The following is a 13,009-nucleotide window of genomic DNA, read 5'->3' on the forward strand; positions in this document are numbered from 1 at the left end:
GAATAATCGACACAATTTCCATTACAATCAGTCCTGAAAAATTTATGCTTGATAGGGATGAAGTTGCTTCTTACACGATAAAAATCGCATATTCTGCTGAGGGCGAAACTGAAGAAGGAGAGGACGAGGTTACTATGGAAAAAGATAGAAAAAGCGGCGAATGGCAACAAGCGGCTCAGTGTACTGTCAGCGTGTACCGTCTGTCTAATTTTGTTTTTGACCGCAGGCATCTTCACTGTCCACAGGGGGTGAAAACTGTGTTTGCTATTTGTATATTTCTAATGTAAAACTGATATCTTCTAAAATTGAAATTAGATATTGAATGTTTTCATTTCTTCTATTGAGAATCGCATTGTAAAGAGTTTTTAATACATCTTTTATTAGGAAAAATAAAAACAGTATTACTGCTACGATATAAATACTTGAAATTAAAATTCTAATCAACTCCGATAATTGATTTGAAGATTTACATGTATCAAATATTAGTGATATCCACTGTTCCCAGATAGGAAGAAGAAGAACAGATATCGAAACTGGTAAAACAATATCAAAATTATTTTTCTTGATAATATTTTTTAATTTTGGAACCATAACGTTTATTTTAACATAATCATAACAGTTAATTTTTTTTAAATAGTCTTCAACAATACTTACTTCAAATTCATGTAGTATCTTTCTATTTTTTGCTGAATTCCAGAAACCTTTATTTTTTATTCCTAAAACTTTCTTTGCTTTTGAATTAAACATAAAAAATAAAACAATCGAAGGAACTGCCATAATCAATAATGCTAAGTCTTCCCACCACCAAACTTTATTATAGAATTTTAAAAGTAATGGATAGAAGAAAATAAAAATAGGTGAGACGCACAAAGAAAATGTCCGAAATTTCATTTTTGAAAAAATTCTATTCCAATCATCAGCTTTGCTTATATATTCGTTTATCAATCCTTCAAGCATTTTTTTTCTCCAGATATAATTTTCTATTTTACAAAAATATCTACTAATCCTCTTTTTCAAGGATTTCTGCAATCTTTTCAAATGTTTTTCCATTTCGAATCGTAATGTGCTTATAAAAATCTTGTTTCATTAGTTTTTTGTGATAGATAGTTTTTAAATATTCAGATTCGGTATACTTTCCCCAGAATACTGCGTGTCTGCCGACATATACTATTTCATTGTATAATTCGGATTTATTTATAAAATCTATAATAACTGATTTGTTAATGTGATTTGGTATAAAAAGAACATCTTTTCTTGCAAACTCTTCTTTCCACCAATCAGGTAATTCTTCTTTTTCTTTTAAATACTCTTCTTTGCTAATCAAAGCAAAAGGAATAGAAAAGTCATAATTGCTCTCTAACAAATGTGTTATCTTTGAGATACAATTCTCATAACTTTGAGCACTACTAAAAAATAAATTCCCGCTGTTGATATAAGAATCAACGCCTTTAAAACCATCATTTGACAACAAGTTTTTTAAATCACTCATTGATACTTTGTTTTTTCCGCCTACATTTATGCCGCGTAATAAAAGTATGTATCTCATCTCATTTATCCCTACAACTTCTAATTCAACGCACTATAGATTATCCTCATTTTACATACTACATCTGAAATGCCGTTATCAAAAAACATATTCCGGCTATAAGTGAAAACGGAGTCATAACATATTTTTCTTTCCTACTTTTTGAAATCATGTTCATAATAGTATTCAAAGATAGGTAAGCGGCAAAGAAGAAACAAATATATTTAGTAACTTGAAAAGGCAACCACAAGGAAATAAAACCTCCGGCTTGCAAAATAATTATCATTGCAAAAATTTGGATAGCCACCGAAATGATTGCCGCAACTCTAAATTTCTTAGGTAAGATTTTATGTTGTCCACCCATTGTAAATTCGCCCAAAGGCAAACCGCAAGCAACAAGAACTGTCATAGTTGCTATAACTCCAAATAATACTGCACCTAATATTGAAAGCATAAATCAATATTCTCCCTTCGCAAAATACAAAAAACATCAAAGGTCATTATCTGCTCGTCAAAATTATACTTTGATTATGTTCCTTTTATCATTTTCAATGATAACGGCTTGAGAATTATTGATGGCGCATATTTCCAGTTGCGGAAATGCTTGCATAATTTGTTCTGTAACCTTTTTAAACGGCGCGGTAAGATAATGCGGCAGAATATAAAAATCAATAAGATGTAATCCGGCATAATCGCTTTGAGAATAATCTTCCGGAATAGGATCCATTTTTTTAATGTAAGAAATTGTCGGGGCGCAGACAATAGCTCCCGCCGACTCTCCGATGAATAATTTTCCGTTTTCTATGTGCTGCTTTAATAGTTTATCAGCGCCGGTTTTTCTTAATTGGTCGATAAGAAAAAATGAATTGCCGCCCGTAAAATAAATAATATCGGCATCTTCAAACAACGCTTGTATTTTTGGAAATGCTTCACTTGAAATATCGACTTCCGTCAGCAGTGCTCCCGATTTTTTGAATACATTGCGTGCCGAACCGACGTATCCCGTATATCCTTCATGTATCGATGCGGTGGGAATAAACAAAACTTTTTTCCCGGCAATTTGTTCTTTTATCGCAGATCCGACACTTGAAAAGTGTGAACATAAAAATAAGTACATAGCTGTATAGCTCCTCTTTAAAACAGTATATCAGTTCTACGGCTTTATTGATAGCGATAGTCCGTTCGATTGTAATTCCGGTTGGAAAGCCTCTTCTTCTATCCTACTTTAATGAAGAGGAAGTCGGAGCTGTGGTGCAAAAGACCCGAAGCTCATAAATGGATGGAAAAATACGGAGTTGTGCATGAGGCTTGGGCACCGTTCGGTGAGGGACGCGGCGGGCTTTTTGAAAATCCCGTACTGAAGGGAATCGGCGCGGCATACGGAAAAAGCACTGCGCAGGTAATGCTGCGGTGGCTCTTACAGAGGAACGTCGTCGCGCTTGCAAAATCGACGAGGGCGGAGCGCATGGCGGAAAATATCGCCGTGTTCGATTTCCGTTTAAGCGGAGATGATATGCAGCGTATCGCCGCGCTGAAATAGCGTAGCTGAAAAACACTGCGAAGATTTTGCCGTTTTGCACACATGAAGGAAGCGGAGATGCGGGAACTATGCGGAAAATTCAATCGGCGTGCCCCAAAGCAACCGTTCTCAAAGCGTTTTCGATACGCGGACAAGCTGCACAACATTCCCGCGACGCGGCAAAACGTGACACGCTCAAACGGCTCGGCAAAATCAAGGTGAATTGATGTAAGAACCTGAACTGAGTATCTATTACCAATTACAGTTATCAATCAGATGGAGGTATAAAGATAAAGCTATTGCCGTTCAGGTAATCAATCTTTTAGATGAAATAACGGCAACGCTTGCCCACGACAACAAGCTCACCGATGAAGAAGATTCGCTTAGAAAAGCACTCGGCTACGGCTGGAGCGTGGCAATTGTTCATGCGCCTGCAGAAGGAAAAAAAGCTTTTGAAAAACTGTTACAAAAAAACACTAAGCATATCAAATGGATTATGAAAGAAAACTTAAAAAAGTACCGGCTGATAAAAACAGATTCAGAATAGGTTAAAATGATCGAAAGTAAACTGAAATAAAACGGCTATTGCCCAAATGAAAACATTGGGCGAAAATAGGGCAATAAAAAGATTGGAGAGCAAAAATAATTGACGGAATATCATTGTGGATATTACTGCCGTCCTCGCCCAAAAATGTACATCCGTGTACATTTTTGGGCTGCAAGTTTGCGGAGCAAACTTGTTACTACATGGAACCAGCGGCATCCGTGCCGCTTCTTTTCACGTAGTGTCGTTTATAAAAATAAAAGACGGTAAAATTGTTTTGATGGATGAGTATTGGGGCGATGACGGAGCGCCGCCGCAATGGAGATTGGAAAAAAAACTTGGAACAAGAATACATACATAAGGAGGAAGATTTTATGAATTCATATCAAGATGCAAATGCGGCGGTCATTGACCGCTGGGTTGCAGAAGGTTGGGAATGGGGAAAACCCGTCGATCATCAAACCTACCTCAAGGCGCAGAATGGGCAGTGGTCTGTGCTTTTAACACCGACAAAACCGATGCCACACGAATGGTTCGACAGCTTAAAAGGAAAAAAACTTTTGGGACTTGCTTCGGGAGGCGGTCAGCAAATGCCTATTTTTACCGCAGCCGGGGCGGAATGTACTATTCTGGATTATTCGGAAAAACAGCTTGAATCGGAGCGGACTGTTGCCGAGCGCGAAGGGTATCGAATCAGTATTGTGCGTGCGGATATGTCAAAACCGCTACCTTTTGCCGATGCCTCTTTCGATATTATTTTTCATCCGGTGAGCAACTGCTATATTGAAAAAGTTGAGCCGGTGTTTGCCGAATGTTTCCGTGTACTCAAAAAGGGCGGCGTGTTACTGTGCGGACTGGATATCGGTATCAACTATATCGTCGATCAAAAAGAAGAGAAGATTATCAATGCACTGCCGTTTAATCCTCTGTTGTACGAAGCGCACCGCAAGCAACTTGAAGAGTCGGACTCAGGCTGGCAATTTTCGCACTCATTGACCGAACAAATCGGCGGACAGCTGCGTGCAGGTTTTACGCTCACCGACATCTATGAAGACACGAACGGCGAAGGACGTTTGCACGAATTGCATATCCCGTCATTCATTGCAACACGAGCAGTGAAGTAGTGTGCGGATATTGCCGCGGAGGAAGGTAGGGCAAATACCCGCTCCGGACTGCGCGGTTCGCTTCCCGATATCAGCGCCTATGATACGATTGTGCTGGGCTATCCCTGTTGGTGAGGTAGGTTTAGCTTCAACCGCTAAATAGCCCGCTTAAACTGCTTCGGTTTCCATTTTTCTCATTTCGTTAAGCATCAAAAGCAATCCGCTTACAATCATACTAAAATCTACGATTGGTTCCGCCCACCAAACGGCTGTCGCTCCAAATAATTTTGGTAACAGGAGTATGGCCGGAATAAATAATACCAATTGTCTAAGCATCACAATCATACCTGCTTTTTTACCGTCGCCGATTGATTGGAAAAATGTAAGCGTCATAATCATAATTCCATACAAGATAAACGTAGAATAAAACATCTTAAAGTTTATCACACCTGCTTCAATAATCTCGCTTCTTACACTAAACAATGACAATAATTTTTCCGAACAAAACATTGACGGTATCCATGAAACTGCTGCAAGAATAGTTGCTCCATACATAAAAACCTTCATCGTATCTTTTACTCTTTGATATTGCTTCGCTCCGAAATTTGCTCCGATAACAGGCTGCAATCCTTGACTCATCCCCCATAGCGGAATAAAAGAGAACATATACAGTCTCATTGTAGCGGCCATTAAAATCCCCCAATTATCTTCTCCGTATGTAAAGGCTTGCTTAAATAAAAATGTTTGCTGTACTGCAAATAAAATTTGCATCATCATCGCCGAAGTTCCGATGCTGAACATTTCACTATATATTGCCTTGTGTTTTTGAATGTTATGGATACCCACAAAAGCGCTCTTCTTTGCAAAATAATGAAAGGTTAATACGGCTTGTACAATTTGAGATAGTACCGTTGCAATGGCTGCACCTTCAATAGCATATTCTCCCATGAGTTTCATAAAAATAGGGTCTAAAATAATGTTTAACAGCGCACCGGCTCCCATAATCAACATGGACTGCTTTAATGCCCCTTCACCGCGCATCGTCATATTACCGGCCTGAGCAAAATTAACGAATATGGAACCAAAGAACACAACTCTCAAATATCTAACACCAAGTTCTTTAATATTCCCTTTAGCTCCTACCAAATCCAAAAAATGAGGTGCAAATACCAAGCCTAATATTGTGATAATTACAGAAAACAAAACAACCCAATAGCAAAAGTTCCCGAATATTTTGTCTGTTGTTTCTTTATCTCCTTTGCCTATTGCTCTCGATAGTATTGAAGCGCTGCCGACACCTATCAAAGCGGATATGCCGCCGTTTATAATTGTCAAAGACATAGATACACTGATTGCTGACATAGCGTAATCGCCAATCAGCCGTCCCGCAAATACTCCATCCATAAACGGATACAATCCTATAACAATCATCCCAATTATTCCGGGAATTGCCAGCTTAAATAACAGTTCTTTGGGACTCTTGGTTAAGAGTTGTGTTTTCATATCTTCTTTCATTACATTACTCTCTCTATATGTGTTATCTGTTTTCTACATCAACGATGTACTGTATCATTGTTTCTTTTATATATTTTTTATGTTTGCTGTAAGACTTTCTCGCACCAAGAACTTCCGAACTTACTATCAATCCATTGATATAATTCACTAAAAAACCGTCTCTAAATATATTCGCTTTAATTCCAAGTTGCTTAGCAATTAAAGTAAGCTCATCAGTCGTCTTGCGTTTTAATTCCCGATACAATTTTTCCAAATCATCATTATAGTTTTTTGCCTGTAAAAGCAGAGCGTACAGTTTCATCAAATCCGTGTCGGCTAAGGACTTGTCAACTAAAATTTCACCCATTTGCTGATATTTATCTTTGCCTTGATTATTTTTTAAATACTCGCTTATCAAGCTATTTCTATAATTATTTCCATCAAGCATTAAGTCTTTCAGCATTTCATTTGTACTTGCATAATGATGATAAACGCCTCCTCTGCTCATACCTATTTCCGTAATAACATCTTCCATCGTTGTACTTTGAAAGCCTTTTGTTAAAAAACACCTTTTTGCCGCTTCTCGAATTTCTTTTTTTCTCATTTGTCCGACTTTTTGTTCTTCTTCTTTCAAAATAAAATTACTCCTTGCTTGTTCAAAAAACCGACATTTATGTCGGTTTTTTGAATTATAGTTCTATTAAAAGTCAGTGTCAAGTACGGATGTGATATACAGATGCCAATACGTCGGGCTATATTAAACTCGGATCTATCACCGATGCGAAAAATCTGAAAGCGACGATCGATAAGGCAAAAGAGAACGTCTCATTCGTCCGGGCAAAAAGCACGGAAAAAGAAAAAGGCAGCGCCGCTTTGACACCGGAACAGCAAGAGGTGTATGCTGCTTATGAAGAAATCTGCCGCGCATTGATTGCCAAAGACCGCGCAATAGTAACAGCCGTAAGGAAGAAATGTTAATCAAGTTCCGGGTATCAGGTATTCAGTTGTACGATGACGCTGGAAGAACAGGAACGCACCTTGGGTTCGTGGCATCCTGAAGATTAGATTTTATGGGAGGAAGATATCGTCCTGGTCGATGCGCTGACCGAAAATCTTAGGCGGGTGGGTTTTAAAGTTGCAAGCGTCCTGCGAACCACCGGCGACGGATATTACGAAAGCTGCATCGGCGCAATCGAAAACAATCAGATTGAGGTTACCGTGTAACGGGAGAGGCAAAAAATCGGAATTGCAGGAGGTACATCAAATGGACACATATCTTTGTGAAACAAAAATGCTCGATTATTCCAATCCGAGTATTAAAGCGCTGATACAAGAAAAAAACTGGCGCACGCTTGATACGTTTGAGCGCATCAAATCGATATACAATTTTGTGCGTGATGACATTCTCTTCGGTTATAATATCGACGACAATATCAGCGCTTCAAAGGTTTTAAAAGACGGGTACGGTCAGTGTAACACGAAAGCCACGCTGTTTATGGCGTTGCTCCGCGCATGCGGTATTCCGTGCAGGATACACGGATTTACAATAGATAAAAAACTGCAGCAGGGCGCAATGACGGGCTTTGTGTATAGAAATGCGCCGAAAAATATTTTTCACAGTTGGGTCGAAGTGTATTTTGAAGAGCGCTGGTATGAGCTTGAAGCATTGATTCTTGATACGCAATACCTTACTAAACTGCAAGCGATGCATAAAACCTGTACTGGCGCCTTTTGCGGATACGGCGTAGGTGTAAAAGATTTTAACAAGCCGGTGATCGACTTTAATCGGAACGACACTTATATCCAAAGCGAAGGCATCAATCAGGATTTCGGCGTATACGATTCTCCCGATGAACTTTTAAAAGAGCATCATCAGCAAATGTCGCCGCTCAAGCGGTTTGCGTATCGGCACATCGGGCGGCACTTGATGAATCGCAATATCAAAAAAATAAGGAACGCCTAAAAGGCCGCATAATTTTTTCATTAGTTCGTAAATGTCATTTTTTTTGTCTCCATCTCGTCTTATGCCTACAGCCACGACAATAACTTCAACTTCAGTCTCTTTAACTTGATAAATTATTCTGTATCGTTGTCCAACAGAACGAATGGAGCGATAATCTTGTAAATTGCCTTTCAAAGGCTTTCCTACTTTCAGAGGATATTCTTTTAACACCTCGATCTTTTCCATAATCTGCTGTTGAGATTTACCGTCAAGTTTAGTGATAAACTCTGCAGCAATTTGAGTTAATTTTATTGTGTACACATTAGACCTGCCTTGAATGTGTCAAAATCTACAAGTTTGTTTTCATTTATCTGTTTAATTCCCATAGACAGGTCTTTTGACAATTGTTCGTCTGCCAGTATTTCCAAAGTTTCCTGAATACACTCATAGGTATCCCAGCGAAGCAAAGCAAATACTTCTTTGCCATGATTAGTAATAGAGATTGTATCATCATAATCCATCGTATTTTCGAGTGATGTGATTTTCTTTCTTGTCTCCGTTATGGTCATAGTTGAAATCATAAAAACCTCCTATTTGCTTATAATGTACACTATTTTGTACAAAAACAACAATTACCTATTTTGGCAGCAACAGCATAACAACAGGAATCAGCACAATGAATAAAATGGTGCTTGTTGTCACAACGTTCGTTGCATACTCTATATCGCCATTGCCTTCATCGGCCAATATAGGCAGTACTGTTAGCGCCGGTACCGCAGTCTGAACAATTAATGTCCGGCGTAAAACGCTGTCGATTGTCATTCCTGTCTTGGCGGAAGCAAATATAATAAATGCCATCACAAGTGGACTTAATATAAATTTTCCAAGGAGCGCCGTCACGGTATCCCTATCGAAATGAATGCTCTTTAAGCCGGCCTTCGATAAAACAACCCCGATATAGATCAGCGAGAGCGGTGTTACAAGATTCCCGAGATAAGTAAAAGTCGCCATTATCATCGCAGGAATTGTAATCCCCGATAATAAAACGGCGATTGCAATGATGAATCCGATGATAGGCGGGGATAAAATCTTTTTGAGGTTGATTTTCCTGCGGGAAAGGCTGTCCGCTTTAGAATCGTTCGCAATAAGGATGGAACCTATCGTCCATGTCGATATCGTGTTCAATACGTAATATACAAGAAAATATTTGACTGCAGCATCTCCAAACAGTGCTTCGTTTAGGGGCATTCCGATAAAAATCGTATTGGCATTTACAATAGTGTTGACAAATATCCCGCGCCTCCCCTTCGGGATCTTTGTAACCTTCATGAGAAAAAAAGCAAATACATAATTCACTACAAATGCGGCAGCCCCGATTAACAGAGGAAGCGCAAGCGTTTTTAGTTCGGCTACAGTTAGGTTTTTTGTGACGGAAATAAAAACGGAGGCCGGTAATGCGATGTTCATTACGAGATAGGATACATTCGTATTGAAGCCGTCATCAATTCTTTTTTTCTGATGAATAAGGTATCCGATTAAAATCAAAATTATAATCGGCATAATGCTTTTTACGACATCAACAATTACCATAACCGCCCCCGATTGTTCGTATAAGCCTCGTTCGTATCGATCGTGCTTTAATACTCCGGCTTCCAGATACAGCTTTTGACCGTTTTTTCCACGTCATCCGTTGCAACGCGGTTTAATTTTTGACGGACGGCACACGAAGCAACTGCGACGGCAACCGCTTCGGAAAATTCCGTCAGCCGCGCTACCGGAGGCAAAACCGCTTCTCCGGGTTTTCCGGTTTCAAGAAATGCTCCAAGCGAGTGTGCGGCTGCCGAGATCATTTCATCTGTCATCAGCTTTGAATTTACCGCGATACTGCCTAATCCCAATCCCGGATAAATCAGCGCATTATTTGCCTGCCCGATTGTGTACGTGACGCCCTTGTATTCCACCGGATCGGCAGGAATTCCCGTTGCCACCATTGCGCGGCCATCCGACCAATGAATTAAGTCTGAAGCCGTAGCTTCAGCCAGCTCTGTAGGATTACTGAGCGGGAAAATAATCGGATGTTCACACCATGATGCCATAGCGCGGACAATTTCTTCCGTAAAGGTTCCCGGCGTTGTCGATGTTCCCACAAGAATCGTCGGACGTATTGCCATAACAGCTTTTGTAAGAGAGGTAAGGCTTGCCGTATCGGCAAATTCGCTGCGTTTCCGCGCAAACGGTTTCTGTTCAGGCGTCAGATCATCCATGTCGTCAAACAAGAGCCCTTGCTTATCTACCATATAAAAGTGCTTGCGGGCTTCCTCTTCAGAAAGACCTTGCGCAACCATTTCTCTGAAAATACGATCCGTGATTCCGGCTCCTGCCGTTCCCGCACCGAAGCATAGATATATCTGCTCTGTAAGCTTCTGTCCGTTGATTTTCATGGCGCCGAGGATTCCCGCAAGTGTAATGATACCGGTTCCCTGACAGTCATCATTGAATACGGGGAATGTTTTGCGGTATGTCTGCAGAACCTTTGCAGCATTCGATCTGCCGAAGTCTTCAAAGTGAAGGTATAAGTCTGGGAAAAGCCGTTCCGCCGTCATTACAAATTGATCGATGAATCGGTAATAGGTATCTCCATATATTCTTTTGTGATGATTGCCCAGATAGAGCGGATCATTCAGCAGCGTGTCTCTATTTGTTCCACAATCCAGCACAACCGGCAGCACCGATTTCGGGTCAATTCCAGCAGCAGCAGTATAGACCATCAGCTTTCCTACGGAGATATCAACGCCATTCGTTCCCCAATCACCGATACCGAGTATACCCTCTGCGTCTGTAGCAACGATAAGTTTGATGTGTCTGTCAGCGGCGGCATGACGAAGCGCATCTTCAATTTGCTCAGGAGAATCAATCGACAGGAAAGCTGCACCCTGCGTATCGACAAACTGCTCGCTATACTGCTCGATACTTTCTGCGATAACCGGATCATAAACAATCGGCATCAACTCTACAATATGTTCATGGAATACGTGATAGAAAAGTGTTCGGTTGTGATTGAAGATATCCATAAGGAATCTTCTTTTTTCTATTCTGGAAGTTTTCCGTTCCATCTGGCGGTAGATTCTGTCGGCTTGCGTTTCAATATCGTCAACACAGGGAGGAAGTAAACCTTCCAGATGATACTGTTTCCTTTCTTTCGCGGAGAATGCTGTTCCTTTATTCAGAAACGCATCATTGATAAGGTCATAGCCATATTTTTCCATACGTGTTCCTCCATATTGCCGTTGTGGTTATCTGATTTTCTACTATAATAGAATATACCACCCTAGTTCGGAGTATAGCATAGATACGGAGTGTTGGATAGGTTAGTTTTTTTAACAAATCAGCAAAGAACCGGATAAGAAGATTCAAAGATTTTTTCAAGCTTTGTAGAAACAGCAGAGTTCTTCCATAAGTATATTCCTTCCGTAGTCCTCAGAGAAGACCTTGTACTTGCCAGGTCTATAGCCTTCGGCTAAAATGTAATCACAATACATATTAGCCGAAAGGAGCCCGTATGCGTTATATTTCCAGAAGTTTGGAAAAGATAGTCTTAGAGGTAACAAAAGAATATCCGGTAGTATTGGTAACAGGCCCAAGACAGGTTGGGAAAACCACCATGCTTCAAAAGTTGATGGAGAATACAGACAGAGACTATGTGTCGCTCGATGATTTGCATGAGAGAGCTCTTGCAAAGACCGATCCGGAACTGTTTTTGCAGCTGCATAAGCCGCCCGTACTGATCGATGAAGTGCAGTATGCGCCTGAATTATTCACCTATATAAAAATATATGCGGATAAAAACCGCAGCAACGGTGATTTCTGGCTTACCGGTTCTCAAGCTTTTAAGCTGATGCAGGGAATTCAGGAGTCATTGGCAGGAAGAGTAGCGGTGCTCTCATTAGCCTCGTTATCGCAGGCAGAGATTTACGGAAATAGACTTGAGCCGTTTGTACTCGATATGAAAAAACTTTCCGCACGGAGCAGAGAGCGAAAACCTGCAAATGTCGGAGAAATTTTTGACAGAATATATAAAGGCTCCATGCCTGCGGTTATAAGCGGTCAAAATAAGAACACTCACATTTTTTACAGCAGTTATGTAACAACATATATTGAAAGAGATGTAAGAGCGCTTTCGGATTCGATTGACTCTTTAAAATTTTTGCGGTTTATAACTGCCGTTGCCGCACGGTGCGGACAGCTGCTCAATATCGCCGACATAGCACGGGATGCGGACATTAATCAAAAGCAGGTGAAGGGCTGGCTGGGTATTCTTGAAACGTTAGGAATTATTTTTTACTTACACCCTTATTCAAATAATATGTTAAAGCGCCTCGTAAAAACTCCCAAGCTGTATTTTTATGATACGGGATTAGTCTGCTATCTGACAAAGTGGGGCAGTGCGGAAACGCTGGAAAGCGGCGCTATGAACGGAGCCATACTTGAAAATTATGTTGTTTCCGAAATAATGAAAACATATCTCAATAACGGTAAAGCGCCCTTTATGTATTATTATCGGGACAAAGATGCGAAAGAAATCGATATCGTATTAGAGCATGACGGCGTACTTAATCCGATAGAAATTAAGAAATCCGCAAATCCGGGTTCCGAGCTTGTCAAAGTATTCAGCTTACTGGATAATGCTTCTATTCCGCGTTCTAAAGGCGCGGTAATCTGCATGAAACCGGAGCTTTCGGCAATTGATAGGGAAAACTACATCGTGCCGGTTTGGGTGATTTGAAATTTGTAGAATGTGTTATCAAAAGGGGATATTTATGAGAATATGCCAAAGCTGCGGAATGCTGCACAATAACAATCCGCAAACGCCGGAAGAAATAAG

The 13,009-nt window shown here is 40.3% G+C and carries 17 protein-coding genes and 1 pseudogene; 8 read left to right on the forward strand and 10 right to left on the reverse strand.

Annotated elements, in window-relative coordinates:
- Nucleotides 1-44 precede the first annotated feature (44 nt).
- Nucleotides 45-287 carry a hypothetical protein gene (locus HMPREF1222_RS07695; protein ID WP_016518931.1) on the forward strand — a complete coding sequence of 81 codons (243 nt, stop codon included), beginning with the start codon at nucleotides 45-47 and terminating at the stop codon, nucleotides 285-287.
- Here the strand turns inward: HMPREF1222_RS07695 and HMPREF1222_RS07700 are convergent.
- The 4 genes from HMPREF1222_RS07700 to HMPREF1222_RS07715 form a co-directional block, all read right to left on the reverse strand.
- On the reverse strand, nucleotides 265-1,050 hold the full coding sequence (locus HMPREF1222_RS07700) for a hypothetical protein (protein ID WP_244870134.1): 786 nt from the start codon (nucleotides 1,048-1,050) through the stop codon (nucleotides 265-267). The two genes, HMPREF1222_RS07695 and HMPREF1222_RS07700, sit on opposite strands and share 23 nt — an antisense overlap.
- Nucleotides 1,001-1,546 carry a DUF1697 domain-containing protein gene (locus HMPREF1222_RS07705; RefSeq protein ID WP_016518933.1) on the reverse strand — a complete coding sequence of 182 codons (546 nt, stop codon included), beginning with the start codon at nucleotides 1,544-1,546 and terminating at the stop codon, nucleotides 1,001-1,003. Before HMPREF1222_RS07705 ends, HMPREF1222_RS07700 begins: the two co-directional genes overlap by 50 nt.
- Nucleotides 1,547-1,604: 58 nt before the next feature.
- Nucleotides 1,605-1,979 carry a hypothetical protein gene (locus HMPREF1222_RS07710; protein WP_016518934.1) on the reverse strand — a complete coding sequence of 125 codons (375 nt, stop codon included), beginning with the start codon at nucleotides 1,977-1,979 and terminating at the stop codon, nucleotides 1,605-1,607.
- 63 nt (nucleotides 1,980-2,042) lie between these two features.
- Entirely contained in the window at nucleotides 2,043-2,642 is a 600-nt protein-coding gene (locus HMPREF1222_RS07715; RefSeq protein ID WP_016518935.1) for a Type 1 glutamine amidotransferase-like domain-containing protein, read from the reverse strand.
- Between the two features lie 162 nt (nucleotides 2,643-2,804).
- Between HMPREF1222_RS07715 and HMPREF1222_RS07720 the strand changes: the two genes are divergently transcribed.
- The 4 genes from HMPREF1222_RS07720 (at nucleotide 2,805) to HMPREF1222_RS07735 (ending at nucleotide 4,712) form a co-directional block, all read left to right on the forward strand.
- Complete coding sequence (locus HMPREF1222_RS07720) at nucleotides 2,805-3,065, forward strand: aldo/keto reductase (protein WP_244870135.1); 261 nt, start codon at nucleotides 2,805-2,807, stop codon at nucleotides 3,063-3,065.
- Nucleotides 3,066-3,133: 68 nt separating this feature from the next.
- On the forward strand, nucleotides 3,134-3,271 hold the full coding sequence (locus tag HMPREF1222_RS12955; RefSeq protein WP_006190376.1) for a hypothetical protein: 138 nt from the start codon (nucleotides 3,134-3,136) through the stop codon (nucleotides 3,269-3,271).
- Nucleotides 3,272-3,781: 510 nt separating this feature from the next.
- Nucleotides 3,782-3,949, forward strand: a complete 168-nt coding sequence (locus HMPREF1222_RS12960) for a hypothetical protein (protein ID WP_196799926.1) — start codon at nucleotides 3,782-3,784, stop codon at nucleotides 3,947-3,949.
- Nucleotides 3,950-3,962: 13 nt separating this feature from the next.
- On the forward strand, nucleotides 3,963-4,712 hold the full coding sequence (locus tag HMPREF1222_RS07735; protein WP_016518938.1) for a class I SAM-dependent methyltransferase: 750 nt from the start codon (nucleotides 3,963-3,965) through the stop codon (nucleotides 4,710-4,712).
- Nucleotides 4,713-4,859: 147 nt separating this feature from the next.
- Here HMPREF1222_RS07735 and HMPREF1222_RS07740 read toward each other — a convergent pair whose 3' ends face one another.
- Together HMPREF1222_RS07740 and HMPREF1222_RS07745 are read right to left on the reverse strand one after the other, a co-directional pair.
- On the reverse strand, nucleotides 4,860-6,206 hold the full coding sequence (locus tag HMPREF1222_RS07740; RefSeq protein ID WP_016518939.1) for an MATE family efflux transporter: 1,347 nt from the start codon (nucleotides 6,204-6,206) through the stop codon (nucleotides 4,860-4,862).
- Between the two features lie 22 nt (nucleotides 6,207-6,228).
- Nucleotides 6,229-6,819, reverse strand: a complete 591-nt coding sequence (locus HMPREF1222_RS07745; RefSeq protein ID WP_016518940.1) for a TetR/AcrR family transcriptional regulator — start codon at nucleotides 6,817-6,819, stop codon at nucleotides 6,229-6,231.
- Between the two features lie 458 nt (nucleotides 6,820-7,277).
- Here HMPREF1222_RS07745 and HMPREF1222_RS13325 point away from each other — a divergent pair.
- Both HMPREF1222_RS13325 and HMPREF1222_RS07750 read left to right on the forward strand, forming a co-directional pair.
- Nucleotides 7,278-7,409 (forward strand): annotated as a pseudogene (locus HMPREF1222_RS13325) (lactoylglutathione lyase); the annotation flags it as partial.
- A 40-nt stretch (nucleotides 7,410-7,449) separates the two neighbouring features.
- On the forward strand, nucleotides 7,450-8,148 hold the full coding sequence (locus HMPREF1222_RS07750; protein WP_006190394.1) for a transglutaminase-like domain-containing protein: 699 nt from the start codon (nucleotides 7,450-7,452) through the stop codon (nucleotides 8,146-8,148).
- On the opposite strand, the gene HMPREF1222_RS12545 is transcribed toward HMPREF1222_RS07750, so the two are convergent.
- The 4 genes from HMPREF1222_RS12545 to HMPREF1222_RS07765 are packed head-to-tail and all read right to left on the reverse strand — an operon-like array spanning nucleotide 8,044 to nucleotide 11,393.
- Complete coding sequence (locus tag HMPREF1222_RS12545; protein ID WP_016518941.1) at nucleotides 8,044-8,448, reverse strand: type II toxin-antitoxin system RelE family toxin; 405 nt, start codon at nucleotides 8,446-8,448, stop codon at nucleotides 8,044-8,046. The genes HMPREF1222_RS07750 and HMPREF1222_RS12545 overlap by 105 nt on opposite strands.
- Nucleotides 8,436-8,708, reverse strand: a complete 273-nt coding sequence (locus tag HMPREF1222_RS07755) for a type II toxin-antitoxin system Phd/YefM family antitoxin (protein ID WP_006190396.1) — start codon at nucleotides 8,706-8,708, stop codon at nucleotides 8,436-8,438. Before HMPREF1222_RS07755 ends, HMPREF1222_RS12545 begins: the two co-directional genes overlap by 13 nt.
- 55 nt (nucleotides 8,709-8,763) lie before the next feature.
- Entirely contained in the window at nucleotides 8,764-9,717 is a 954-nt protein-coding gene (locus HMPREF1222_RS07760) for an AEC family transporter (protein WP_006190397.1), read from the reverse strand.
- Nucleotides 9,718-9,764: 47 nt separating this feature from the next.
- Nucleotides 9,765-11,393, reverse strand: a complete 1,629-nt coding sequence (locus tag HMPREF1222_RS07765; protein ID WP_016518942.1) for a malolactic enzyme — start codon at nucleotides 11,391-11,393, stop codon at nucleotides 9,765-9,767.
- A 293-nt stretch (nucleotides 11,394-11,686) separates the two neighbouring features.
- Here HMPREF1222_RS07765 and HMPREF1222_RS07770 point away from each other — a divergent pair, with 293 nt between their 5' ends.
- Nucleotides 11,687-12,910, forward strand: a complete 1,224-nt coding sequence (locus HMPREF1222_RS07770) for an ATP-binding protein (RefSeq protein ID WP_016518943.1) — start codon at nucleotides 11,687-11,689, stop codon at nucleotides 12,908-12,910.
- Nucleotides 12,911-13,009 lie beyond the last annotated feature (99 nt).

The organism is Treponema vincentii F0403, assembly GCF_000412995.1.
In the GTDB taxonomy this organism is placed as follows: Bacteria; Spirochaetota; Spirochaetia; order Treponematales; family Treponemataceae; genus Treponema; species Treponema vincentii.

Excerpts from the sequence above, each read along its gene's own strand:
- HMPREF1222_RS07695 (WP_016518931.1), top strand. The coding sequence starts at position 45 with ATGCTTGATAGGGATGAAGTTGCTTCTTACACGATAAAAATCGCATAT.
- HMPREF1222_RS07700 (WP_244870134.1), bottom strand. The coding sequence starts at position 1,050 with ATGGAAAAACATTTGAAAAGATTGCAGAAATCCTTGAAAAAGAGGATT.
- HMPREF1222_RS07705 (WP_016518933.1), bottom strand. The coding sequence starts at position 1,546 with ATGAGATACATACTTTTATTACGCGGCATAAATGTAGGCGGAAAAAAC.
- HMPREF1222_RS07710 (WP_016518934.1), bottom strand. The coding sequence starts at position 1,979 with ATGCTTTCAATATTAGGTGCAGTATTATTTGGAGTTATAGCAACTATG.
- HMPREF1222_RS07715 (WP_016518935.1), bottom strand. The coding sequence starts at position 2,642 with ATGTACTTATTTTTATGTTCACACTTTTCAAGTGTCGGATCTGCGATA.
- HMPREF1222_RS07720 (WP_244870135.1), top strand. The coding sequence starts at position 2,805 with ATGGAAAAATACGGAGTTGTGCATGAGGCTTGGGCACCGTTCGGTGAG.
- HMPREF1222_RS12955 (WP_006190376.1), top strand. The coding sequence starts at position 3,134 with ATGCGGAAAATTCAATCGGCGTGCCCCAAAGCAACCGTTCTCAAAGCG.
- HMPREF1222_RS07735 (WP_016518938.1), top strand. The coding sequence starts at position 3,963 with ATGAATTCATATCAAGATGCAAATGCGGCGGTCATTGACCGCTGGGTT.
- HMPREF1222_RS07740 (WP_016518939.1), bottom strand. The coding sequence starts at position 6,206 with ATGAAAGAAGATATGAAAACACAACTCTTAACCAAGAGTCCCAAAGAA.
- HMPREF1222_RS07750 (WP_006190394.1), top strand. The coding sequence starts at position 7,450 with ATGGACACATATCTTTGTGAAACAAAAATGCTCGATTATTCCAATCCG.
- HMPREF1222_RS07755 (WP_006190396.1), bottom strand. The coding sequence starts at position 8,708 with ATGATTTCAACTATGACCATAACGGAGACAAGAAAGAAAATCACATCA.
- HMPREF1222_RS07760 (WP_006190397.1), bottom strand. The coding sequence starts at position 9,717 with ATGGTAATTGTTGATGTCGTAAAAAGCATTATGCCGATTATAATTTTG.
- HMPREF1222_RS07765 (WP_016518942.1), bottom strand. The coding sequence starts at position 11,393 with ATGGAAAAATATGGCTATGACCTTATCAATGATGCGTTTCTGAATAAA.
- HMPREF1222_RS07770 (WP_016518943.1), top strand. The coding sequence starts at position 11,687 with ATGCGTTATATTTCCAGAAGTTTGGAAAAGATAGTCTTAGAGGTAACA.